Source organism: Pseudomonas sp. PS1(2021), from assembly GCF_020405165.1.
Taxonomy (GTDB): domain Bacteria; phylum Pseudomonadota; class Gammaproteobacteria; order Pseudomonadales; family Pseudomonadaceae; genus Pseudomonas; species Pseudomonas aeruginosa.
Genome location: NZ_CP084484.1, coordinates 7,578,925 through 7,601,150, shown reverse-complemented (window position 1 = coordinate 7,601,150; position 22,226 = coordinate 7,578,925). Strand labels below are relative to the sequence as shown.

Annotated in this window: 20 protein-coding genes; 9 read left to right on the top strand and 11 right to left on the bottom strand. The window is 67.5% G+C overall.

Going from position 1 to position 22,226, the window contains the following annotated elements; translation table 11 throughout:
• Position 1 precedes the first annotated feature (1 nt).
• The 4 genes from purT to LE197_RS36030 are packed head-to-tail and all read right to left on the bottom strand — an operon-like array spanning position 2 to position 2,585.
• Positions 2-1,183, bottom strand: a complete 1,182-nt coding sequence (gene purT, locus LE197_RS36045; protein ID WP_003092658.1) for a formate-dependent phosphoribosylglycinamide formyltransferase — start codon at positions 1,181-1,183, stop codon at positions 2-4.
• 37 nt (positions 1,184-1,220) lie between these two features.
• A complete protein-coding gene (locus LE197_RS36040) occupies positions 1,221-1,415 on the bottom strand; it encodes a DUF1289 domain-containing protein (RefSeq protein WP_003092660.1) in 195 nt (64 codons plus the stop codon).
• The gene (locus LE197_RS36035) at positions 1,412-1,936 is read right to left on the bottom strand and encodes a gamma carbonic anhydrase family protein (protein WP_003092662.1); all 525 of its coding nucleotides are present in this window, start codon (positions 1,934-1,936) and stop codon (positions 1,412-1,414) included. The genes LE197_RS36040 and LE197_RS36035 overlap by 4 nt, the downstream gene beginning before the upstream one ends.
• Positions 1,937-1,973: 37 nt before the next feature.
• Complete coding sequence (locus LE197_RS36030; protein ID WP_003092664.1) at positions 1,974-2,585, bottom strand: CoA pyrophosphatase; 612 nt, start codon at positions 2,583-2,585, stop codon at positions 1,974-1,976.
• Positions 2,586-2,725: 140 nt separating this feature from the next.
• On the opposite strand from LE197_RS36030, the gene LE197_RS36025 reads away from it, so the two are divergent.
• The 7 genes from LE197_RS36025 to nagE all read left to right on the top strand — a co-directional run bounded on the left by LE197_RS36025 (position 2,726) and on the right by nagE (position 11,238).
• Positions 2,726-3,280 (top strand): NUDIX hydrolase, encoded by a 555-nt coding sequence (locus LE197_RS36025; protein WP_003092665.1) that lies wholly within the window; start codon positions 2,726-2,728, stop codon positions 3,278-3,280.
• 62 nt (positions 3,281-3,342) lie between these two features.
• Positions 3,343-3,843, top strand: coding sequence for a L,D-transpeptidase family protein (locus tag LE197_RS36020; RefSeq protein WP_003092667.1), 501 nt, complete (start codon positions 3,343-3,345; stop codon positions 3,841-3,843).
• Between the two features lie 242 nt (positions 3,844-4,085).
• A complete protein-coding gene (locus tag LE197_RS36015; RefSeq protein ID WP_003117452.1) occupies positions 4,086-4,829 on the top strand; it encodes a GntR family transcriptional regulator in 744 nt (247 codons plus the stop codon).
• Positions 4,830-4,845: 16 nt separating this feature from the next.
• A complete protein-coding gene (nagA, locus tag LE197_RS36010; RefSeq protein WP_003113826.1) occupies positions 4,846-5,937 on the top strand; it encodes an N-acetylglucosamine-6-phosphate deacetylase in 1,092 nt (363 codons plus the stop codon).
• The gene (locus LE197_RS36005; protein WP_003119309.1) at positions 5,934-6,956 is read left to right on the top strand and encodes an SIS domain-containing protein; all 1,023 of its coding nucleotides are present in this window, start codon (positions 5,934-5,936) and stop codon (positions 6,954-6,956) included. Before nagA ends, LE197_RS36005 begins: the two co-directional genes overlap by 4 nt.
• A gap of 16 nt (positions 6,957-6,972) precedes the next feature.
• Positions 6,973-9,501, top strand: coding sequence for a phosphoenolpyruvate--protein phosphotransferase (gene ptsP / locus LE197_RS36000; protein WP_033937517.1), 2,529 nt, complete (start codon positions 6,973-6,975; stop codon positions 9,499-9,501).
• A gap of 24 nt (positions 9,502-9,525) precedes the next feature.
• A complete protein-coding gene (gene nagE, locus LE197_RS35995) occupies positions 9,526-11,238 on the top strand; it encodes an N-acetylglucosamine-specific PTS transporter subunit IIBC (RefSeq protein WP_033940357.1) in 1,713 nt (570 codons plus the stop codon).
• A gap of 201 nt (positions 11,239-11,439) precedes the next feature.
• Here the strand turns inward: nagE and LE197_RS35990 are convergent, their stop codons facing one another.
• The 3 genes from LE197_RS35990 to purL all read right to left on the bottom strand — a co-directional run bounded on the left by LE197_RS35990 (position 11,440) and on the right by purL (position 16,118).
• Complete coding sequence (locus LE197_RS35990) at positions 11,440-11,757, bottom strand: YqfO family protein (RefSeq protein ID WP_003092679.1); 318 nt, start codon at positions 11,755-11,757, stop codon at positions 11,440-11,442.
• Positions 11,758-11,936: 179 nt separating this feature from the next.
• Positions 11,937-12,215, bottom strand: a complete 279-nt coding sequence (locus LE197_RS35985) for a CDGSH iron-sulfur domain-containing protein (RefSeq protein WP_003113822.1) — start codon at positions 12,213-12,215, stop codon at positions 11,937-11,939.
• Positions 12,216-12,221: 6 nt separating this feature from the next.
• A complete protein-coding gene (purL, locus tag LE197_RS35980; protein WP_023117132.1) occupies positions 12,222-16,118 on the bottom strand; it encodes a phosphoribosylformylglycinamidine synthase in 3,897 nt (1,298 codons plus the stop codon).
• A gap of 286 nt (positions 16,119-16,404) precedes the next feature.
• Here purL and mltF point away from each other — a divergent pair, with 286 nt between their 5' ends.
• Positions 16,405-17,877, top strand: coding sequence for a membrane-bound lytic murein transglycosylase MltF (mltF, locus tag LE197_RS35975; protein WP_003104806.1), 1,473 nt, complete (start codon positions 16,405-16,407; stop codon positions 17,875-17,877).
• Positions 17,878-17,890: 13 nt separating this feature from the next.
• On the opposite strand, the gene LE197_RS35970 is transcribed toward mltF, so the two are convergent.
• Positions 17,891-18,475, bottom strand: a complete 585-nt coding sequence (locus LE197_RS35970) for a DUF2239 family protein (RefSeq protein WP_003122118.1) — start codon at positions 18,473-18,475, stop codon at positions 17,891-17,893.
• Positions 18,476-18,600: 125 nt separating this feature from the next.
• Positions 18,601-19,857, bottom strand: coding sequence for an amino acid permease (locus LE197_RS35965; RefSeq protein WP_003092694.1), 1,257 nt, complete (start codon positions 19,855-19,857; stop codon positions 18,601-18,603).
• A 62-nt stretch (positions 19,858-19,919) separates the two neighbouring features.
• Between LE197_RS35965 and LE197_RS35960 the strand changes: the two genes are divergently transcribed.
• Positions 19,920-20,159 (top strand): hypothetical protein, encoded by a 240-nt coding sequence (locus LE197_RS35960; RefSeq protein ID WP_152959661.1) that lies wholly within the window; start codon positions 19,920-19,922, stop codon positions 20,157-20,159.
• Between the two features lie 86 nt (positions 20,160-20,245).
• On the opposite strand, the gene tadA is transcribed toward LE197_RS35960, so the two are convergent.
• On the bottom strand, positions 20,246-20,794 hold the full coding sequence (gene tadA, locus LE197_RS35955) for a tRNA adenosine(34) deaminase TadA (RefSeq protein WP_009876951.1): 549 nt from the start codon (positions 20,792-20,794) through the stop codon (positions 20,246-20,248).
• On the bottom strand, positions 20,785-22,176 hold the full coding sequence (locus LE197_RS35950; protein WP_003122117.1) for a multicopper oxidase family protein: 1,392 nt from the start codon (positions 22,174-22,176) through the stop codon (positions 20,785-20,787). The genes tadA and LE197_RS35950 overlap by 10 nt, the downstream gene beginning before the upstream one ends.
• Between the last annotated feature and the right edge of the window lie 50 nt (positions 22,177-22,226).

The following is a 22,226-nucleotide window of genomic DNA, read 5'->3' as shown; positions in this document are numbered from 1 at the left end:
CTCAGAGTTCGACGCGAACCGCCTGGGCGGCCCGGGTCGCCTTGGCGCGGGCGGCGTCGATCGACTCGTCGCGCGCCAGGGCCACGCCCATTCGCCGCTGGCCATCCACTTCCGGCTTGCCGAACAGGCGTAGCGCCGTATCCGCCTCGCTCAGCGCGGCGCCGAGGTTGGCGAAAGCGACCTGCCGGGACTTGCCTTCCACCAGGATCACCGCCGAGGCCGACGGGCCGAGCTGGCGGATCACCGGGATCGGCAGGCCGAGGATCGCCCGCGCGTGCAGCGCGAACTCGGAAAGATCCTGGGAAATCAGGGTCACCAGGCCGGTATCGTGCGGACGCGGCGACACCTCGCTGAACCACACCTGGTCGCCCTTGACGAACAGTTCGACGCCGAACAGCCCGCGTCCGCCGAGGGCCTCGGTCACTGCCCGGGCGACCCGCTCGGACTCGGCCAGAGCCTGCGCGCTCATCGCCTGCGGCTGCCAGGACTCGTGGTAGTCGCCCTTGACCTGGCGGTGACCGATCGGCGCGCAGAAAGTGGTGCCATCGACGTGGCGCACGGTGAGCAGGGTGATTTCGTAGTCGAAATCGATGAAGCCCTCGACGATCACCCGGCCCTTGCCGGCGCGCCCGCCTTCCTGGGCATAGTCCCAGGCCGCCTGCAGGTCGTCGGGGCCTTTCAGGACGCTCTGGCCCTTGCCCGACGAACTCATGATCGGCTTCACCACGCAGGGGTAGCCGACGCGCTCGACGCCACGGCGGTAGTCCTCGAAGGTATCGGCGAAGTGATAGGGCGAGGTCGGCAAGCCGAGCTCCTCGGCAGCCAGCCGGCGGATACCCTCGCGGTTCATGGTCAGTTGCGCGGCGCGGGCGGTGGGCACCACGGTGTAGCCTTCGGCCTCCAGCTCGACCAGGGTCGCGGTGGCGATGGCCTCGATCTCCGGCACGATGTAGTGCGGCTTCTCCTGCTCGATCACCGCGCGCAGGGCGGCGCCGTCGAGCATGCTGATCACGTGGCTGCGATGTGCCACCTGCATGGCCGGCGCGTTGCCATAGCGATCGACGGCGATCACTTCGCAACCCAGGCGTTGCAGCTCGATGGCGACTTCCTTGCCCAGCTCGCCGGAGCCACAGAGAAGGACGCGGGTCGCGCTCGGCGACAGGGGGGTACCGATACGGGTCATGGAAGAACCTCGGAAATGAAAGAAAACGGAATCCGCTTCAGGCGGAACCGCTGACCAGCCCTTGCGCCTTGGCGCGCTCGAAACAGCGACCGAGCACCTCGCGGCGCTCGTCGTTGCTCATCAGGCCCCAGCGGGTGATCTCGGCCGCCGTGCGCTGGCAGCCGATACAGATGTCCTGCTCGTCCAGCGCGCAGACATGCACGCAGGGCGAAGCCACCGGTCGCTCGTTCACGCCGGGTCCTCGACGAGGTCGCGGGCGTAACGGCGGGCATTGTGCACATAGTGGGCGGCGCTGGCCTCGAGCATCTTCTTCTGCGGCTCGCTCAGCTCGCGCACTACCTTGCCCGGCGAGCCCATCACCAGCGAGCCGTCGGGAATCTCCTTGCCCTCGGGAATCAGCGCGTTGGCGCCGATGATGCAGTACTTGCCGATCTTCGCCCCATTGAGGATCACCGCGTTGATCCCCACCAGGCTGTAGTCGCCCACGCTGCAACCATGCAGCATGGCGTTGTGGCCGACGGTGACGCCCTTGCCGAGGGTCAGCGGATAGCCCATGTCGGTGTGCATCACCGAGCCGTCCTGGACGTTGCTGTGCTCGCCGATATGGATCAGCTCGTTGTCGCCGCGCAGCACCGCGCCAAACCAGACGCTGGCGCCGGCATCCAGGCGAACCTTGCCGATCACCGCTGCGCTGGGCGCGATCCAGCTGTCGGGATGGGTTTCGACGCGGGCATCGCCCAGGCGGTATTTCATCGCGATCTCCTCATGGCCGGGGTCTGCGCCCCGTCGGTCAACTCAGTTTGATGAACGAAGCCGGCGGCGTGTGCAGGTCGATGGGGTCGTCGTACAGCAGGTTGACCAGCTCCACCACCATGATGGCCGTCAGGCCCCAGATCTTGAACTCGCCGAAGCGATAGCTGGGCACGTACCAGCTGCGGCCGAAGTAGTCGATACGGTGGGTGACCTCGCGCGGGTCGTCGCGAAAGAAACTCAGCGGCACGTTGAACACCGCGGCGATCTCACCGTCGTTGGGCTGGTACTCGACGAAGTCGGGAATGAAGGCGACATAGGGAGTGACCTCGATGCCATGCCGCGAGACCAGGGTGCTCAGCGGCCCGACCACTTCCACCAGGCCCGGCGGCAAGGCGATCTCCTCCTCCGCCTCGCGCAGGGCGGTGCGCACCAGGTCGGCGTCTTCCGGGTCGCGCCGCCCGCCGGGGAAGGCGACCTCGCCGCCATGGGTGGACAAACCGGCGGCGCGCAGGGTCAGCACCAGCTCCGGATCGTCACTGCGGGTGATGGGCACCAGCACGGCCGCTTGGGGGAAGCGCTGGTCGGTATCCAGTTGGCGGGGGCGGTGCGCCTCGATGCGTTGGCGCAGCTCGTCGAGCGTGCAGTTCATACTGCCGGGGTTTCCGAGGTCTTGTCGTTTCCCCGAGATCATGGCACGAAAGCCCCGGCCAGCCCACCCCTCCCGCACGGGGCCTTGTCGCCTCCCGGCCAGCCGAGCAAGATAGGCCTTTCCCCGAAGAAGAACCTGGCATGAAATTCTGCAGCCTGTGCGGCGCCACGGTGGTCCAGCGCATCCCGGACGGCGACAACCGCCTGCGCTACGTCTGCGACGCCTGCCACACCGTGCACTACCAGAACCCGCGTATCGTCGCCGGCAGCCTGCCGGTGTGGGACGGCCAGGTCCTGCTCTGCCGTCGCGCCATTGCGCCGCGCCTGGGCTACTGGACGCTGCCGGCCGGCTTCATGGAGAACGGCGAGACCCTCGCCCAGGCGGCGGCCCGCGAGACAGAGGAAGAAGCCAACGCGCGGATCGGCGACCTGCAGCTCTATACCCTTTTCGACCTGCCGCACATCAGCCAGGTCTACCTGTTCTTCCGCGCCGAGCTGCTCGACCTGGATTTCTCCGCCGGCGATGAAAGCCTGGAGGTGCGGCTTTTCGACGAAGCGGAGATTCCCTGGTCGGAGCTGGCTTTTCCGACCATCGGCCGTACCTTAGAATGCTACTTCAGCGACCGCCGCGAAGGCTGCTTCCCGGTGCGCAACGAAGCCATTGCACCTATGCTGGCTTCCTATAAGAAAGACTGAACGCCAAACACTCGAACACCGCCGCCGTTGCGGCTCAAGGGAACATCGGGGATTTCACTTCCATGCGCTGGTTGCTTGCTTTGCTGTGCTTGACCTTCGCCAGTCTGACCCAGGCCAATGCCGCGCCGAGCCTGGAAGGCAAGGTGGACAAGGTCCTGGTGCTCAAGTCCGAGCGAAAACTGCTGCTCCTCAACAAAGGCAACGTCCTGAAAAGCTACCGTGTCTCGCTGGGCAAGCGCCCGACCGGCCCGAAGCTGGCCGAAGGCGACAACCGCACCCCGGAAGGCTTCTACTGGATCGACTGGCGCAAGACCAGCAACAACTACAACCTCTCCATGCACATTTCCTACCCCAACGCCCGCGACGTGGCCAAGGCCCGGGAAAAGGGCCTGCCGGCCGGTGGCATGATCATGATCCACGGCACCCCGCTGGATGACGAATACCCGGAGTGGTACTTCTCCACCCTGGACTGGACCAATGGCTGTATCGCCATGAACAACACCGACATGCGCGAAGTCTGGAGCGTGGTGAAAGACGGCACGCTGATCGAGATCCGCCCCTGACAGAACCAGGCTGATACCACTCGTCAGCCGTCAGCCACGCCAGGAACGCCGCCGCGAGATTTTCCGGCGGCGTTTTCTTTTATCCGTCAAACCCTTGCATCCCTTACTCAGGCCGAGTCAATCGACGGGACGGCTGGCTGACGCGTGCGCGACGCACAACTGGCATTGACGTGGTATTCAAGTGGTATTAGTTTTCCCAGCATTACCGGGCGACAACAACACAATCCGCATCGGAACCTCTCATGAAGACAGCCCACGACCTGCTCCTGGCCCTGCGTCCCGACGAGGCGCAACCCACCCCCCTCTATCTGCAGCTGGCGCGCAATCTCGAGAGCGCGATCCATGCCGGCCAGTGGAAAGCGGAGGAAGCGCTGCCCTCCGAACGCAACCTCAGCGAAACCCTGAACATTTCCCGCGTCACCGCGCGCAAGGCCCTCGAAGTACTCTTCGAGCAGGGCCTGATCCGCCGCAACCAGGGCTCCGGCACCTTCATTACGCCGCGTCTCGAACAACCGTTGTCGCGTCTCTCCAGCTTCAGCGAGATGCTCCGCCTGAAAGGCTTCACCCCCGGCTCCACCTGGCTGGAGCGCGGCATCGCCCTGCCCACCCACGACGAACTGATCCGCCTCGGCCTCTCGCCGACCGAGAAGGTCACGCGCATGAAGCGCCTGCGCAAGGCCGACGGCACAGTGATGGCGATCGAGAACAGCACCCTGCCGGCGCGCCTGCTGCCGGACCCGACAGCGGTCGGCGATTCCCTCTACGAATACCTGGACGGCATCGGTCGCCCAGTGGTCCGCGCCCTCCAGCACGTGCGCGCGATCAACGCGTCCGCGTCCGATGCCGCGCTGGTCGGCATCGCGCCGGGCACCGCGATGCTGCTGATGACCCGGATCGGCTACCTCGAGGACAACACCCCGATCGAGCTGACCGACACCTACTGCCGCAACGACTACTACGACTTCGTCGCCGAACTGCGACGCTGACCGACACGGAGCCGCCATGCTCGAAGGCAACATTCTCACCCCGCAAGGCTGGGTCCTCGGCCGCCTACACATCCAGGACGGGCGTATCCAGCGGATCGAAGGCGAGCCCTGCGACCCGGCCGGCAACGCCGATCCGTACCTGCTGCCAGGCTTCATCGACCTGCATGTGCACGGCGGCGGCGGCCGCGACATCATGGAAGGCGGCGACGCCTTCGCCACCATCGCCCGCACCCACCGGCGCTTCGGCACGACCTCGCTGCTGGCCACCACCATGACCGCACCGCGCGAGGAGATCGCCGACATCCTCAGCCAGCTCGGCGCTTACTGCCGCCGCTCGCTGGAGGGCGGTTCACGGATACTCGGCGTGCACCTGGAAGGCCCCTACATCAACTCCGGCAAGCTCGGCGCGCAGCCCAACTTCGCCCATGCCGCGGTGCTCGAGGAAGTCGAGGACTACCTGCGCCGCGCGCCGATCCGGGTGATCACCATCGCCCCCGAGATCGCCGGACACCGGCCGCTGATCCGCGCCCTCGCCGAGCGCGGCGTACGCCTGCAGATCGGCCATACCCTGGGCAGCTACGAGGACGGCGTGGCCGCACTGGAAGCCGGCGCCAGCAGCTTCACCCACCTCTACAACGCGATGACCGGCCTGCACCACCGCGAACCGGGTATCGTCGGCGCGGCCCTGGCCCACGCACGCTACGCCGAGCTGATCCCCGACCTGCTGCATGTCCATCCCGGCGCCATCAGGGTGGCCCTGCGTTCGATCCCGTGCCTGTACTGCGTGACCGACTCCACCGCCGCCGCCGGCATGCCCGACGGCCAGTACAAGCTCGGCAGCCACACGGTGACCAAGTGCCTGGGCGGCGTGCGCCTGCCCGACGGCACCCTGGCCGGCAGCACCCTGACCATGGACCAGGCGCTGCGCAACCTGGTGAAGATCGGCCTGCCCCTGGCCGAAGCCTCGCAACGCCTTTCGCAATTCCCCGCCGATTACCTCGGCCTCGCCGAGCGCGGCCGCCTGGCGCCCGCAGCCTGGGCCGATGTGGTGCGCCTGGATCGCTCCCTGGAACTCGACGCCGTGATGGTGGAAGGAGAACTCGAATGACTTCGCTGATGCTCGAGGAAGCGCTCTCCGCCGCCGCGGTGGCGAGCCGTCAACTGGCCGTGCTCGACGCTTGCCTGCCGGCGCTTGGCCAGCGCCTGCGGGAGGTCGATCCGAACCTGGCACTGACCGTCGCGCGCGGCAGCTCCGACCATGCCGCCAGCTACTTCGCCTACCTGGCCATGCAGCACGCCGGCTTGCCGGTGGCCTCGCTGCCCATGTCGGTAGTGACCCTGAACCGCTCGCCGCTGCGTGTCGCCGGGCAGGCCGTCTTCGCTTTCTCGCAGTCAGGACAGAGCCCCGATCTCGTGGACAGCCTGCGCATCCTGCGCGAACGCGGCGCCCTGGGCATCGCCCTGGTGAATGCCGAAGATTCGCCGCTGGAAGCCGCCAGCGAATTCGTCGTGCCGCTCTGCGCCGGCACCGAGCGCAGCGTCGCAGCGACCAAGAGCTTCATCGCCACGCTCAGCGCCAGCGCCCGCCTGCTCGCCCACTGGCAGCGCGACAATGCCCTGCTGGCCGCCGGCCAGGGCCTGGCGGCCGGGCTGGAGCAGGCCGCCAGGCTCGACTGGTCGCCGGCCATCGAGGCCCTGCGCGACTGCCAGCGGCTGATGGTGATCGGTCGCGGCGCCGGCTACGCCATCGCCCAGGAGGCCGCGCTGAAATTCAAGGAAACCTCGGCGATCCAGGCCGAGGCCTTCAGCAGCGCCGAGGTCCGCCATGGACCGATGGCGCTGGTCGAGGAGCGCTATCCGCTGCTGGTATTCGCTCCCCGCGGCCCGGAGCAGGAAGGCCTGCTGGCGCTCGCCGAGGATATGCGCCAGCGCGGTGCGCAGGTATTGCTCGCCGCCCCGGACGACATCGCCGAACGCGACCTGCCGCTGCAGCGCGCCGCGCATCCGGCGCTCGATCCGATCCTGGCGATCCAGAGTTTCTACGTCATGGCCGCCGGCCTGGCCGAAGCCCGCGGCATGGACCCGGACCAGCCACGGCACCTGAGCAAAGTCACCCGAACCCACTGAGCCTGAGCGCGCGCCCATGAACAACAAGAATCTCGCCCTCAAAGCGCCCCTGAGCGGCCCCGTGATGCCGCTCAACCGAGTACCCGACCCGGTGTTTTCCAGCGGCACCCTGGGCGAAGGCATCGCCATCGACCCACTCAACGACTGCCTGCACGCGCCCTGCGCCGGGCTGGTCAGCCACCTGGCGCGAACCCGCCACGCGCTCAGCCTGCGCGCCGACAACGGTGCCGAGCTGCTGCTGCACGTCGGCCTCGATACCGTACAGCTGCAAGGCGAAGGCTTCGAGGCGCTGGTCGAGGAAGGTACGCGGGTGATCGAGGGCCAGCCGCTGCTGCGCTTCGACCTGGACCGCGTCGCCCGCGGCAGCCGCAGTCTGATCACGGTGATGATCCTGACCAACGGCGACGGCTTCCAGGTACGCCCGCTGACCACCAACCCGGTGGAGGTCGGCGCGCCGCTCCTGCAACTGAGTCCAGAGAAGGCCGAGCAACGTCCGGCCAATCCCGCGCCTGGCGAAGGCTCCGCGCAGCGCCAGGTTCGCGGGCGGGCGCGGGTCGCCCATCATGGCGGTCTGCACGCACGCCCGGCAGCGCTGCTACGCAAGACCGCGCAGGGCTTTTCCAGCCAGGCCGAACTGCACTTCGCCGGGCAGGTGGCCAGCGTCGACAGCCTGGTCGGCATCATGGGCCTGGGGGTCGCCGAACAGGACGAGGTAGAGGTGATCTGTCGCGGCGAAGACAGCGAGGCGGCCCTCGGCGCCCTGCTCGCGGCCCTCGCCAGCGCCACCGCGGGGGCTCCGAAGGAGGCTCCGCGCGCCATCGCCCCGGGCGAGGCGGCGCGACCTGCGGCTGTCGCCGGTACCCTGGCCGGCGTCTGCGCTTCGCCCGGCCTGGCCAGCGGTCCCCTGGCGCGGCTCGGCGCCATCAGCCTGCCGGCGGATGACGGCCGGCATCGTCCCGAGGAACAGCACCTCGCCCTGGACCAGGCCCTGCAACGGGTGCGCGACGACGTACAGGGGAGCCTGCAGCAGGCCAGGCTCGGCGGCGACGAGAACGAAGCGGCGATCTTTTCCGCGCATCTCGCGCTGCTGGAAGACCCGGGTCTGCTGGACGCCGCCGACATGCTGATCGACCAGGGCGTCGGCGCCGCCCACGCCTGGCACCGGGCGATCCAGGCCCAGTGCGAGATTCTCCAGGCGCTGGGCAACCTGCTGCTGGCCGAGCGCGCCAACGACCTGCGCGACCTGGAAAAACGCGTGCTGCGGGTACTGCTCGGCGACACCGCGCCATTGCGGGTGCCTGCTGGCGCCATCGTCGCCGCCCGGGAGATCACCCCCTCCGACCTCGCGCCGCTGGTGGATGCCGGCGCGGCTGGCCTGTGCATGGCCGAAGGCGGCGCCACCTCCCACGTGGCCATCCTCGCCCGCAGCAAGGGCCTGCCGTGCCTGGTGGCGCTCGGCGCCGGGCTGCTGGAGCTGGAGGAAGGCCGGCAGGTGGTGCTGGACGCCGGCCAGGGCCGGCTGGAACTCAGCCCCGACGCTCGACGCCTGGAGCAGGTCGCCTTGCAAGTGGCGCAGCGCGAGGAACAACGCCGCCGCCAGCAGGCCGATGCGCAGCGCGAGGCGCTCACCCGCGACGGCCGGCGCATCGAGATCGGCGCCAACGTCGCCTCGCCGCGCGAGGCCGCCGAAGCCTTCGCCAACGGCGCCGACGGGGTCGGCCTGCTACGCACCGAGTTTCTCTTCCTCGAGCGCCGCGCCGCGCCCGACGAAGAGGAGCAGCGCAACGCCTACCAGGAGGTCCTGGACGCCATGGGCCAGCGCAAGGTGATCATCCGCACCATCGATGTCGGCGGCGACAAGCACCTCGACTACCTGCCGCTGCCGGTGGAAGAAAACCCAGCACTGGGCCTGCGCGGCATCCGCCTCGGCCAGGCGCGCCCGGAGCTGCTCGACCAGCAGTTGCGCGCGCTGCTGAGGGTCGAACCACTGGAACGCTGCCGGATACTGCTGCCGATGGTCAGCGAGGTCGACGAACTGCGCGCCATCCGTGGCCGCCTCGGCGAGCTGGCCACGCAGTTGGGGATCGAGCGCCTGCCCGAACTCGGGGTGATGATCGAAGTGCCCTCCGCCGCCCTGCTCGCCGATCAACTGGCCGAACACGCCGACTTCCTCTCCATCGGCACCAACGACCTGTCGCAGTACGCCCTGGCCATGGACCGTTGCCACGCCGGCCTGGCCGACCGCATCGACGCCCTGCACCCGGCGCTGCTGCGGCTGATCGCCCAGACCTGCGCCGGAGCAGCCCGCCACGGCCGCTGGGTCGGCGTCTGCGGTGCGCTGGCCTCGGACCCGCTGGCGACACCGGTACTGGTCGGCCTCGGGGTCGAGGAATTGTCCGTCGGGCCGAACCTGGTCGGCGAGATCAAGACCCGGGTGCGCCAGCTCGACGCCGCTGAATGCCGCCGCCACGCCCAGGCGCTACTGGACCTAGGCAGCGCCCGGGCGGTGCGCGACGCCTGCCTGCAACACTGGCCGCTGGCCTGACAAGAACAATCGGAGACCACCGCCATGCCCCCGTTCCTGATCGAAAGCCTGCAACGCCTGGGCCGCGCCCTGATGCTGCCGATCGCGATCCTGCCGATCGCCGGCCTGCTGCTGCGCCTGGGCGACGTCGACCTGCTCGACATTCCGCTGGTCCACGACGCCGGCAAGGCGATCTTCGCCAACCTGGCGCTGATCTTCGCCATCGGCATCGCCGTCGGTTTCGCTCGCGACAACAATGGCACCGCCGGCCTCGCCGGCGCCATCGGCTACCTGGTGATGATCTCGGTGCTCAAGGTGATCGATCCGGGCATCGACATGGGCGTGCTCTCCGGCATCATCAGCGGCCTGGTGGCTGGCGCCCTGTATAACCGCTTCAAGGACGTGAAGCTGCCGGAATACCTGGCGTTCTTCGGCGGCCGCCGCTTCGTGCCGATCGCCACCGGGATCAGCGCGGTCTGCCTGGGCCTGCTGTTCGGGGTGATCTGGCCACCGCTGCAACAGGGCATCAACGGCCTCGGCCAACTCATGCTGGAAAGCGGCAGCTTCGGCGCCTTCGCCTTCGGCGTGCTGAACCGCCTGCTGATCGTCACCGGGTTGCACCACATCCTCAACAACCTGGTGTGGTTCGTCTTCGGTAGCTTCACCGACCCGGAAACCGGGCGCGTCGTCACCGGCGACCTGGCGCGCTATTTCGCCGGCGACCCGAAGGGCGGCCAGTTCATGGCCGGGATGTTCCCGGTGATGATGTTCGGCCTGCCCGCCGCCTGCCTGGCGATGTACCGCAACGCCCGTCCGGAGCGGCGCAAGCTGATCGGCGGGCTGCTCCTGTCGATGGCCTTGACCGCCTTCCTCACCGGCGTCACCGAGCCGGTGGAGTTCGCCTTCATGTTCCTCGCGCCGCTGCTCTACCTGCTGCATGCGCTGCTCACCGGCCTGTCCATGGCCCTCACCGACCTGCTCGACATCCGCCTCGGCTTCACCTTCTCCGGTGGCGCCATCGACCTCGCCCTGGGCTGGGGCCGTTCCACCCACGGCTGGATGCTCTGGCCGCTGGGCCTGCTCTATGCCGGCATCTATTACCTGGTGTTCGACTTCTGCATCCGCCGCTTCAACCTGAAGACCCCGGGCCGCGAAGACGACGCGAGTAGCGAATCGGGCGACAACGCCGAAGCCGAGCGCGCCCCGGCATTCATCCGCGCCCTGGGTGGCGCAACCAACCTCGAAGTGGTGGACGCCTGCACCACGCGCCTGCGTCTGCGCCTGGTCGACCGCGACAAGGCCTCGGACGCCCAACTCAAGGCCCTCGGTGCGATGGCCGTGGTACGTCCGGGCAAGGCCGGCAGCCTGCAGGTGGTGGTCGGCCCACAGGCCGACAGCATCGCCGACGAGATCCGCCGCGCCCTGCCCTTCGATACGCAACCGGGCGAAGCCGTACCGCCGCTGGGCAGTCCGCACACAGCCGAAGAGGTGGTGGCGATGCAGGCCACCGTCGACGCCGCCGAAGCCCAGGCCTGGCTCGGCGCCCTCGGCGGCGCCGGCAACCTGCGCGAGGTACGGGACGTCGCACTGACCCGCCTGCGGGTCAGCGTGGCGGACGAACGCAAGCTGGCCACCGAGCAACTGCGTCGTCTCGGCGGACAGGGCGTCAGTTCCCTCGCCGGCGGCATCTGCCATATCCTGGTGGGCCCCCGCGCCGCGGCCCTGAGCCAGGCCCTGCAACCGCTGCTGCGGCGCTGACGGCAGGAGGGCTGGACCTCGGCCAATCGGCGGATAACCGCCAAGCGGTTATCCGCCCTACGCCACAGCTCCCACGCTCGGGTTCGATAATCGCGAGACGGTTGTTCGCGCCACGCCACAGCCCCGGGTCGGGCTCTCCCCGTGAAGCGGATAACGAAAAGGGCGGCCACTGGCCGCCCTTCTTGCTTGTCCGAGGAAAACTCAGAAGACCATGTCGGTCAGGCGCCAGACCTCGTAGGCCGGGGTCTCATAGGGATGCGCCGCCTTCAGCGCCTTGACGCTGGCGTGGATGAGCTCGTCGGCCACCACCAGCTCCACTTTCCACTCCGCCACGTGCTCGACCTGGCCGACCTGGCCCAGGTAGGGTTGGCTACCGTCCAGGGGCCGGAACTGGCCCTGGCCAAGGGACTGCCAGCAGCAACTGTCGTACGCCCCGATGCGCCCGCCACCCGCGGCAAACACCGCTTGCTTGACGACATCCAGATGGCTCTCAGGCACATAGAAACACAGCTTGTACATCGTTTTCTCCGCACGAATCGAATGCTGCACGAGGCGGTCGGTGGTTGTGCGACTGCCGACGCCAAATAATGGCACTTTGCCTTGACATGATGAATATTTGACGCTGTCTTTACGACAGATAAGCGCAACATTTGTTCGCCCGTCACAACACCTTCGTGCGGGCGTTCACAGATTTACGTTCAGCCGCGGAAACGCCGCCACCTGGCCTTCAGCCCGGAGGCGGAAGGCGCATGGCTACCGTCGCAATACGGCAGGTCGGCAGAGCGCCCGCAGCGGCACAACAGCAACAGGCGCTCGCGGGTCGCGTGGAGCGTCAGGCCGTTGCGGCAGTCGGCGGGACAATCGGGAAGCGAAGCCGAAGCCCCGCAGGTACAGAGCCGCAAGGTGTCGCCGGGAGAGACCCGGCGAACCTCGGGAAGAAGGTCGGGCGACGAGTTGGAGTCCGCATCGCCCGCCATGCCGGATCAGTCCACCCAGACCCGGGCGTTGCGGAACATGCGCAGCCAGCCGCCGTCTTCCTGCCAGTCGTCCGGACGCCAGGAATTCTGCACGGCGCGGAACACCCGCTCGGGGTGCGGCATCATGATGGTGACCCGGCCGTCGCGGCTGCTCAGCCCGGTGATGCCGCGCGGCGACCCGTTGGGGTTGGCCGGGTAGGCTTCGGTGACCTTGCCGTGGTTGTCGACGAAACGCAGCGACACGCAGCCGGAAAGGTCGGCCTCGAGCAACGCTTCCTCCGACTCGAACTCCGCATGGCCTTCGCCATGGGCGATGGCGATCGGCAGGCGCGAACCGGCCATGCCCTGCAGGAAGATCGACGACGACTCCTGCACCTGGACCATCGCCACCCGCGCCTCGAACTGCTCGGAACGGTTGCGCACGAAGTGCGGCCAGAACTCGGTGCCGGGAATCAGCTCGTGCAGGTTGGACATCATCTGGCAGCCGTTGCAGACGCCGAGGGCGAAGCTGTCCTTGCGCGCGAAGAAGGCCTGGAAGCCGTCGCGGGCGCGGGCGTTGAAGAGGATCGACTTGGCCCAGCCCTCGCCGGCGCCGAGCACGTCGCCGTAGGAGAAGCCACCGCAGGCCACCAGGCCCTTGAAGGCGTCCAGGTCGACCCGCCCGGCGAGGATGTCGCTCATGTGCACGTCGATCGCGGCGAAGCCGGCGCGGTCGAACGCCGCGGCCATCTCCACCTGGCCGTTGACGCCCTGCTCGCGGAGGATCGCCACTTTCGGCCGCACGCCCTTCTTGATGTAGGGCGCGGCGATGTCGTCGTTGACGTCGTAGCTGAGCTTGATCGACAGCCCGGGGTTGTCTTCGTCCAGCAGCGCGTCGAACTCCTGCTCGGCGCAGTCGGCGTTGTCGCGCAGACGCTGGATCTGGTAGCTGGTCTCGCTCCAGATGCGTTGCAGGATGCGGCGCTGGGCGCTGTAGACGGTCTCGCCGTTGTAGTTCAGGTTGATCTCGTAGCCGTTGACCGGCTGGCCGATCACCGCCACGCAGTCGTCGAGACCGGCGGCGCTGAACTGCGCGAGGACTTCCGGAGTGGCGCCCTCGCGAACCTGGATCACCGCGCCCAGTTCCTCGCTGAACAACACGGCCGCCAGCTCTTCGCGGCTATCGGCCAGGGCATCGAGGTTCAGCTCGACGCCGCAGTGACCGGCGAAGGCCATCTCCAGCACGCTGGTGATCAGGCCGCCGTCGGAACGGTCGTGGTAGGCGAGGATATGGCCGTCGGCATTGAGTCCCTGGATCACCGCGAAGAAGGCTTTCAGGTCCTCGGCGTCGTCGACGTCCGGCACGGCGCGGCCGAGCTTGCCGTGGACCTGGGCCAGGATCGAGCCGCCGAGACGGTTCTTGCCGCGGCCGAGATCGATCAGGATCAGGTCGGTCTCGCCCTTGTCCAGGCGCAGTTGCGGGGTCAGGCTCTGGCGCACGTCGGCGACCGGGGCGAAGCCGGTGACGATCAGCGAGACCGGAGAAGTGACGCTCTTGTCCTCGCCATTGTCCTGCCAGCGGGTCTTCATGGACATCGAGTCCTTGCCCACCGGGATGGTGATGCCCAGTTCCGGGCACAGTTCCATGCCCACGGCCTTGACCGTGTCATACAGGCGCGCGTCCTCGCCGGGGTGGCCGGCGGCGGCCATCCAGTTGGCGGAAAGCTTGATGTCGGACAGCTTGCCGATACGCGCGGCAGCCAGGTTGGTGACCGTCTCGCCGATGGCCATGCGTCCGGAAGCCGGGGCGTCCAGCAGCGCCAGCGGGGTACGTTCGCCCATCGCCATGGCCTCGCCGGTGTAGACGTCGAAGCTGGTGGCGGTGACGGCGCAGTCGGCCACCGGCACCTGCCAGGGCCCGACCATCTGGTCGCGGGCCACCAGCCCGGTGATGGTGCGGTCGCCGATGGTGATCAGGAAGCTCTTGCTGGCCACGGCGGGATGGCGCAGGACGCGCTCGACGCTTTCCTGCAGCTCCAGCCCGGCGGCGTCGAAATCGTCGCCCAGCTCGGCCTCGCGGGTAACCGCGCGGTGCATGCGCGGCGCCTTGCCGAGCAGGACTTCCAGCGGCATGTCCACCGGCTTGTTGTCGAAATGGCTGTCGGCGACGGTCAGCTGGCGCTGCTCGATGGCCTCGCCGACCACCGCGAACGGGCAGCGCTCGCGCTCGCAGATGGCCTTGAAGGTCTCGAAGTCGGCGGCGTCCACCGACAGCACGTAGCGCTCCTGCGACTCGTTGCACCAGATTTCCAGCGGGCTCATGCCCGGCTCGTCGTTGGGCACCGCGCGCAGCTCGAAGCGACCGCCGCGGCCGCCGTCGTTGATCAGTTCCGGCAGGGCGTTGGACAGGCCGCCGGCACCGACGTCATGGATGAAGCTGATCGGGTTGCGCTCGCCGAGCTGCCAGCAGCGGTCGATCACTTCCTGGCAACGTCGCTCCATTTCCGGGTTGTCGCGCTGCACCGAGGCGAAGTCGAGGTCGGCGGAGCTGGCGCCGGTGGCCATCGAAGAGGCGGCGCCGCCGCCCAGGCCGATCAGCATGGCCGGGCCGCCAAGGACGATGAGCTTGGCGCCGACGCTGATCTCGCCCTTCTGCACGTGTTCGTCGCGAATGTTGCCCATGCCGCCGGCGAGCATGATCGGCTTGTGGTAGCCGCGCACTTCCTCGCCGTGAGGGGTAGCGATCTTCTGCTCGAAGGTACGGAAGTAGCCGGTCAGCGCCGGACGGCCGAACTCGTTGTTGAACGCGGCGCCGCCCAGCGGGCCCTCGATCATGATGTCCAGCGCGGTGACGATGCGCTCGGGCTTGCCGTAGGGCACTTCCCAGGGCTGTTCGAAACCGGGGATCTGCAGGTTGGACACGGTGAAGCCGGCCAGGCCGGCCTTCGGCTTGGCGCCGCGGCCGGTGGCGCCCTCGTCGCGGATCTCGCCGCCGGAACCGGTGGAGGCACCGGGGAACGGCGCGATGGCGGTCGGGTGGTTGTGGGTCTCCACCTTCATCAGGATCTGCACCGGCTCGCGGCTGGCGGCGTATTCGCGGGTCTGCGGATCGGGGAAGAAACGCCCGGCGACATGGCCGACGATGACCGCGGCGTTGTCCTTGTATGCGGACAGCACGCCTTCGCGGTTCATCTCGTAGGTGTTCTTGATCATGCCGAACAGGCTCTTGTCCTGGGCCTGCCCGTCGATGTCCCAACTGGCATTGAAGATCTTGTGCCGGCAATGCTCGGAGTTGGCCTGGGCGAACATCATCAGCTCGACGTCGTGCGGGTTGCGCCCCAGTTCGCCGAAGCTCTTCAGCAGGTAGTCGATCTCGTCCTCGGCCAGGGCCAGGCCCAACTCGACGTTGGCCTTCTCCAGCGCGGCGCGACCGCCGCCAAGCACGTCGACGGCGGTGAGCGGGCGGGGCTGCGCATGGCTGAACAGCTCGGCGGCGCCTTCCAGGCGGTCCAGCACCAGTTGGGTCATGCGGTCATGCAGGCGGGCGGCGACCTGTTGGGCATCGCTCTCGGACAGTTCGCCCTGCACATAGTAGGCAATGCCGCGCTCCAGCCGGTCGATCTTCGCCAGGCCGCAGTTGCGGGCGATGTCGGAGGCCTTGCTCGACCACGGCGAGATGGTGCCGAAGCGCGGCACCACCAGGAACAGCCGTCCGCTGGGCTCCTGCACCGGCACGCTCGGGCCGTATTTCAGCAGCCGCGCCAGCACCTGCTCCTCGTCGGCGGTGAGCGCGCCGGTGACGTCGGCGAAATGCGCGAACTCAGCGTACAGCCCGGTAACGGCAGGTACGTGCTGGGTCAGTTGCTCGAGCAGTTTGCCGTGGCGGAAAGCGGAAAGGGCGGGAGCGCCGCGCAGGATCAGCATTGTCGGAACAGCCTCTGGAGACGGGAAGGTGTGGGGGCCGGCCGGGCCGGCCCGCAGAGGCCGTGCATTCTACCGTAAAGCACCGTCCGGCGGCACCCGCGCCGATGGCTATCGCATAGCCCTCCATCGGATCCGCGGCGGCCCGCTTCGAAGCACTTCGAGAACGGCGCCGCAGCGCTCTGCGACGGGGCAAGCGAAACGGCGGACGAACGGTATCCCGGCGATAGCAGAGAAGGTCCCGGCTGTCGAGATATGGCGCCGTCTCGCCTTTGCGTATACTGCGCCGATGTTTGCCCTGACCGCGTACCGCTTACGTTGCGCCGCCTGGCTGTTGGCGACCGGCATCTTTCTGCTGCTTGCGGGCTGTAGCGAGGCGAAAGCCCCTACCGCCCTGGAGCGCGTGCAGAAGGAGGGCGTACTGCGCGTGATCACCCGCAACAGCCCGGCCACCTACTTCCAGGACCGCAACGGCGAAACCGGCTTCGAATACGAACTGGCCAAGCGCTTCGCCGAGCGCCTCGGCGTCGAGCTGAAGATCGAGACCGCCGACAACCTCGACGACCTCTATGCCCAGCTTTCCCGCGAGGGCGGCCCGGCGCTCGCCGCGGCCGGCCTGACCCCGGGACGCGAAGACGACGCCAGCGTGCGCTACTCGCACACCTACCTCGACGTAACCCCGCAGATCATCTACCGCAACGGCCAGCAGCGCCCGACCCGCCCGGAAGACCTGGTCGGCAAGCGCATCATGGTGCTCAAGGGCAGCAGCCACGCGGAGCAGCTCGCCGAGCTGAAGAAGCAGTATCCCGAACTGAAGTACGAAGAATCCGATGCTGTCGAAGTGGTCGACCTGTTGCGCATGGTCGACGTCGGCGACATCGACCTGACCCTGGTCGACTCCAACGAACTGGCGATGAACCAGGTGTACTTCCCCAACGTCCGCGTCGCCTTCGACTTCGGCGAAGCCCGCGGGCTGGCCTGGGCCTTGCCGGGGGGCGACGACGACAGCCTGATGAACGAGGTCAACGCGTTCCTCGACCAGGCCAAGAAGGAAGGCCTGCTGCAACGCCTGAAGGACCGTTACTACGGGCATGTCGACGTACTCGGCTACGTCGGCGCCTACACCTTCGCCCAGCACCTGCAGCAACGCCTGCCGCGCTACGAAAGCCACTTCAAGCAGAGCGGCAAGCAGCTGGATACCGACTGGCGCCTGCTCGCCGCCATCGGCTACCAGGAATCGCTGTGGCAGCCCGGCGCCACCTCCAAGACCGGCGTGCGCGGCCTGATGATGCTGACCAACCGGACCGCCCAGGCGATGGGCGTGTCCAACCGGCTCGACCCGAAGCAGAGCATCCAGGGCGGCAGCAAGTATTTCGTGCAGATCCGCAGCGAACTGCCCGAGAGCATCAAGGAACCGGACCGCAGCTGGTTCGCCCTGGCCGCCTACAACATCGGCGGCGCGCACCTGGAAGACGCGCGCAAGATGGCCGAGAAGGAAGGCCTCAACCCGAACAAGTGGCTGGACGTGAAGAAGATGCTGCCGCGCCTGGCGCAGAAGCAGTGGTACGCCAAGACCCGCTACGGCTATGCGCGCGGCGGCGAGACCGTGCACTTCGTACAGAACGTGCGGCGCTACTACGACATCCTCACCTGGGTGACCCAGCCGCAGATGGAAGGCAGCCAGATCGCCGAGAGCGGGTTGCACCTGCCCGGCGTGAACAAGACGCGCCCGGAAGAAGACAGCGGCGACGAGAAACTCTAGCCGCCCCCTCCCCTCAGGATTCTCCGTCGCTTGCCAGCCAGGCGGCGTGCTCGCGCACATCGGTCGGCCAGCCGGCGATCCGCTCGGCGAAGCCCTCGCGATCCCCGGCGAACAGCGCACGCGTCGCCTCCTCGAAGCCCGGCAGGTCGCCGGCCATCGCATTCATGAAATGGTAGGCGCGCTCCTGCGCCTGCCGCGCACGCCCGGACTGGCTGCGGCGCGCCTCCTCGACCAGCTTGCGCAGCGCCACCGAGGCGCCCCCGGGCTGCGCGGCGAGCCATTCCCAGTGGCGCGGCAACAAGGTCACCTCGCGCGCCACCACGCCCAGCTTCGGCCGCCCGCGCCCGCGCGGCGCGGCCTCCTCCGCCGGTTGCCGCTCGCCTGCGACGACCAGGCGCGCCAGCTGGTCCTCGCTGGAACCACGGATATCGAGATCGACGGAGCGCCCAGTGGCATTGTCGAATACCAGCAGCGGTCCGGCTGCACCGCCGGCGACCGCTTGCTTCAAGGCCAGCGCGACCTCCGGCAGCGCCGCCGTCAGCAGCCGACGCGTGCCGTCGAAGCAGGTGAAGGATTGGATGTATGGATCATTGGCCATGACAGGCTCCCATGGATGGAACGCCCGAATAATACCCGGATATAAATAGAGCGACAATATTATCCGGATAAAATAAATCCCATGAAAAAGGCCGCCCTATGGCGGCCTCTTCCGGCAGCGATGACCTACCAGCCGGCCGGCAGCAGGTTCATGGCGCTACAAATGGCGTAGGCGGCGCTGGCCAGGTAGATCGTCACGATCACCGCCTGGATCGCCGGATGGGCGATCCAGCCGCATTTCCAGGCCGGCTCGAAGTCGCCGTTCCTGCGCGCCGAGCGCAGCATCAGGATCGGCATGATCGAGAGAATCACCCCGCTGAAGGCCCCGGCGAAGTACAACGCGTTGACGAAGCCGACCAGCCCGCTGTAGGCCAGGACGAACGGCGGCAGCGCGACGATCGCCAGCACCAGCAGGCGGGTCTTCGGCCGGTTCTCCGGACCGAGCTTGTGGAACTTGTCGAAGATGTTGGTCAGGAAGCTACCGCCCAGGCCCCAGTAGGACGTCAGCATGGCGCACAGGGCGAAGGTGTTGGCGGTGAAGAAGGCCCATTCGCCGAGCGCCTTGCCCCAGGCCAGGGTGGCGACTTCGGACTGGTTCTCCAGGCCGGTCAGGGCGATCACCGAGAGCGGCACGATGCTGAGCAGGACGAAGGTGGTCAGCATCCCGGTGATCACCGCCTTCGGCAGGCGCTCCGGGGCGTGGCTGAAACCACGGGCCATCTCCGGGACGATGTACTGGGCGGAGAAGCAGAACACCGCGATGTTGAATACCGGGACCATGTAGATCCAGTCGCCTTCGAGCAGGCGAGCGAACTCGGTATTGTCGTTGAGCAGGGTGGCCGCCACCAGGATCAGGATCATGCTGACCATGCCGATGCTGATGAACTTCTCGCCCTTGCCGATGGCGCTCAGTCCCAGGTACAGCACGCCGGCGGCCGGAATGAAGAACAGCACGCTGCCCAGGGCCGGGCTGATGCCGAAGAAGGCGCTGAGGATCTTGCCGCTGCCGCTCATGTAGGCGATCAGCGCGCCGATGCTGTTGACCGCCACGGACAGGAAGATCGCCCAGGCGCCGAAGGAGCCGACATAGCGCTGGGCAAGGCCGCTCAACTGGTTGTGGGTGCGCGTGCGCAGGGCGGTTTCCGAGACGTAGAGCATGGAAATGGTGGTGAACAGGCCGGCCACCGCCAGCCAGAGCAGCAATGGCATGAAGCCGGCCTTGCGGCTGGCGTAGGCCATGGACAGCACGCCTGCGCCGATGTTGGTTCCGACGATCATCGCCACCGCCTCGAGGAACGTCAGGCGCTTGACCTCCAGTCCCGAGGAATCGACGGCTTCCGCCCCGGCGTGATCCTGATACTGCTGGACCCGGGTATCACTCATGACAACAACTCCCTGCATTTCGAATTGGCATTGTGCGGGAGGCGGCCAGGACCGCCGTACCGATGGCCTTCTTCGAGGACAATGCAGGGCCGGGAATCGCGGACGCCTCCGGACCGGCCGCGCTTTTCGGCTGCGCGGTCCGGCGGGGGTATCCGCAGGCGGGCTCGCTCTCACCTGAAGCCATTGCCTGCGGGCCGCTTGCTCAAGCGGCCGTGCAAAATATCACACAATTCGACGAAGGAAGCGCGCGGCGACTACGACTTTACGCCTATGCCGATCGTCCGAAATATCCGGATAAATAATTGATGCAGATGGCTTTTGAAGGAGAGGAAGGGGCAAGGACGTGCTTTAACGTTTCAGCCGGAGCGTTCGAAAAGAGAAACATCCGTCAGTCTTCGCGAGGCTTCTTCGCCGCTTCGCGCCGCGCGCGGAAGAACGCCGAGAGCACCTGGCTGCATTCTTCCGCCAGCACGCCACCCTCGACCATGACCCTATGGTTGAGATGCTCCTGCTCGAAGAATCGCCCACGGCTTTCCACTGCGCCCGACTTGGGCTCGACCGTGCCGTACACCAGGCGCTGGATGCGTGCGTGCACCAGCAGTCCGGAACACATGCTGCAGGGTTCCAGGGTCACATACAGGGTGCTGCCTGGCAGCCGGTAGTTGCCCGCCTCCGCCGCTGCCATGCGGATCGCCAGCATTTCGGCGTGGGCACTGGGATCGTGGCTACTGATCGGCCGGTTGAAGCCCCGCCCGATGATCTCGCCCTCGCGCACCAGGACCGCGCCCACCGGCACTTCGCCGAGGGCCGCGGCCTTTTCCGCCTCTGCCAGGGCCTCGCGCATGAAATGCGGGTCCCGGCTGCGATCGATGATCGGACGCACGCCTTTTACCGTCGGGTAGCCCTTGCCGTTGCTGATCAGCTTAGTCACCCGCACCAGGCCTCGCCGACCGCGATGGTCCCCATCAGGCCGGTCTCCATATGGTCGATGACGTGGCAGTGGAACATCCACAGGCCCGGATTGTCCGCCACCAGCGCGACGCGGGCAGTCTCGTTCTTGCCCAGCAGGTAGGTGTCGGTGAAGTACGGGATGATGTCCCGGCGATCCGAATCCAGCACCTTGAAGGCCATCCCATGCAGGTGGATCGGGTGCTGGTACTGCGCCATGTTGCGCAGCTCGAAGATGTAGCTCTGGCCTTCCTTGAGCTTGGCCAGCGGCGGCGCGTTGTGCTTGTGCTCCTCGCCGCCCTCCCAGGCCTTGCCGTTGATCTGCCAGAACGACGGATAGGGATTCTTGCCGCTGGTATCGGACATCGCCCCGACCCACTCGAAACGGAAACCGATCTTCTCGGCATTGGCCAGGTCCGGTTCGCTCACCGGATTCGCCGGCAACGGCTTCGGCCAGTCGCCGGCAGGTGCCTCGGCGCTGGCCACGCTGCGGATCGTCGCCAGGCGTACCGGCCCGTCGCGCAGGGACAGCTCGGTGCCCGCTTCCGGCACCTTCAGCGCCAGCTCCAGGCGCATCCCGGGACCGATCCAGTACTGCCCCTCGAAGCCGCGTGGTTCCACCGGATGGCCATCGATGGCATAGATCCTCGCCTCGCCGTTGGGCAGGTTGAGACGGTAGGTGACGGTGTTGTCGACGTTCAGCAGGCGCACCCGGACGATCTGCCCGGCCGGCAGGTCGATGGTCGGCACATGCTTGCCGTTGATCGTCGAATAGCGCCCGCGGGTGCCTTCTCGCGCGGCCTGGCGCGGCACGCTGAAGGGGGTGAAGGCGCCCTGCTCGTCCACGTGCCAGGTCTTCAGGCAGAGAACCTTCTCGTGGCGGAACCCGGTGGGTTCGCGCTCCTCGATGATCAGCGGGCCGACCAGTCCGCGGCCGAGCTGCTCGCTGCTCATCAGGTGCGGGTGGTACCAGTAGCTGCCGGCGTCCTGGGTCTTGAACTGGTAGATGAAGCTCTCGCCCGGCTGCACCGGCGGCTGGGAAATGTACGGCACGCCGTCCATCTCGATCGGCAGGCGGATGCCGTGCCAGTGGATGGTGGTCGGTTCGTCCAGCCTGTTGGTGAAGCGCACCCGCAGCCACTCGCCCTGCTTCGCCCGCAACTCCACGCCGGGGCACTGGCCGCCATAGGCCAGCGCCGGACTGCTGAAGCCCGGGACGATCTCCAGGTCCAGCGGCGCGGCGATCAGTTCGTAGTCGTACTCCTGCGCCACCTGCGGACGCGCCAGCCAGAAGCGCGCGCCGCCGGCGCCGAGGCCGACCACCGCCAGCCCGGCGAGGCCGCCGAGCACTTGTCTACGGGTAAATGTCATGGAGCCTTCACCTTCGCGGTACTGCGGCTGGGAAATGATAGATTTTCTCA

Excerpts from the sequence above, each read along its gene's own strand:
- purT (WP_003092658.1), bottom strand. The coding sequence starts at position 1,183 with ATGACCCGTATCGGTACCCCCCTGTCGCCGAGCGCGACCCGCGTCCTT.
- LE197_RS36035 (WP_003092662.1), bottom strand. The coding sequence starts at position 1,936 with ATGAAATACCGCCTGGGCGATGCCCGCGTCGAAACCCATCCCGACAGC.
- LE197_RS36030 (WP_003092664.1), bottom strand. The coding sequence starts at position 2,585 with ATGAACTGCACGCTCGACGAGCTGCGCCAACGCATCGAGGCGCACCGC.
- LE197_RS36025 (WP_003092665.1), top strand. The coding sequence starts at position 2,726 with ATGAAATTCTGCAGCCTGTGCGGCGCCACGGTGGTCCAGCGCATCCCG.
- LE197_RS36020 (WP_003092667.1), top strand. The coding sequence starts at position 3,343 with ATGCGCTGGTTGCTTGCTTTGCTGTGCTTGACCTTCGCCAGTCTGACC.
- LE197_RS36015 (WP_003117452.1), top strand. The coding sequence starts at position 4,086 with ATGAAGACAGCCCACGACCTGCTCCTGGCCCTGCGTCCCGACGAGGCG.
- nagA (WP_003113826.1), top strand. The coding sequence starts at position 4,846 with ATGCTCGAAGGCAACATTCTCACCCCGCAAGGCTGGGTCCTCGGCCGC.
- LE197_RS36005 (WP_003119309.1), top strand. The coding sequence starts at position 5,934 with ATGACTTCGCTGATGCTCGAGGAAGCGCTCTCCGCCGCCGCGGTGGCG.
- ptsP (WP_033937517.1), top strand. The coding sequence starts at position 6,973 with ATGAACAACAAGAATCTCGCCCTCAAAGCGCCCCTGAGCGGCCCCGTG.
- nagE (WP_033940357.1), top strand. The coding sequence starts at position 9,526 with ATGCCCCCGTTCCTGATCGAAAGCCTGCAACGCCTGGGCCGCGCCCTG.
- LE197_RS35990 (WP_003092679.1), bottom strand. The coding sequence starts at position 11,757 with ATGTACAAGCTGTGTTTCTATGTGCCTGAGAGCCATCTGGATGTCGTC.
- LE197_RS35985 (WP_003113822.1), bottom strand. The coding sequence starts at position 12,215 with ATGGCGGGCGATGCGGACTCCAACTCGTCGCCCGACCTTCTTCCCGAG.
- purL (WP_023117132.1), bottom strand. The coding sequence starts at position 16,118 with ATGCTGATCCTGCGCGGCGCTCCCGCCCTTTCCGCTTTCCGCCACGGC.
- mltF (WP_003104806.1), top strand. The coding sequence starts at position 16,405 with ATGTTTGCCCTGACCGCGTACCGCTTACGTTGCGCCGCCTGGCTGTTG.
- LE197_RS35970 (WP_003122118.1), bottom strand. The coding sequence starts at position 18,475 with ATGGCCAATGATCCATACATCCAATCCTTCACCTGCTTCGACGGCACG.
- LE197_RS35965 (WP_003092694.1), bottom strand. The coding sequence starts at position 19,857 with ATGAGTGATACCCGGGTCCAGCAGTATCAGGATCACGCCGGGGCGGAA.
- LE197_RS35960 (WP_152959661.1), top strand. The coding sequence starts at position 19,920 with ATGGCCTTCTTCGAGGACAATGCAGGGCCGGGAATCGCGGACGCCTCC.
- LE197_RS35950 (WP_003122117.1), bottom strand. The coding sequence starts at position 22,176 with ATGACATTTACCCGTAGACAAGTGCTCGGCGGCCTCGCCGGGCTGGCG.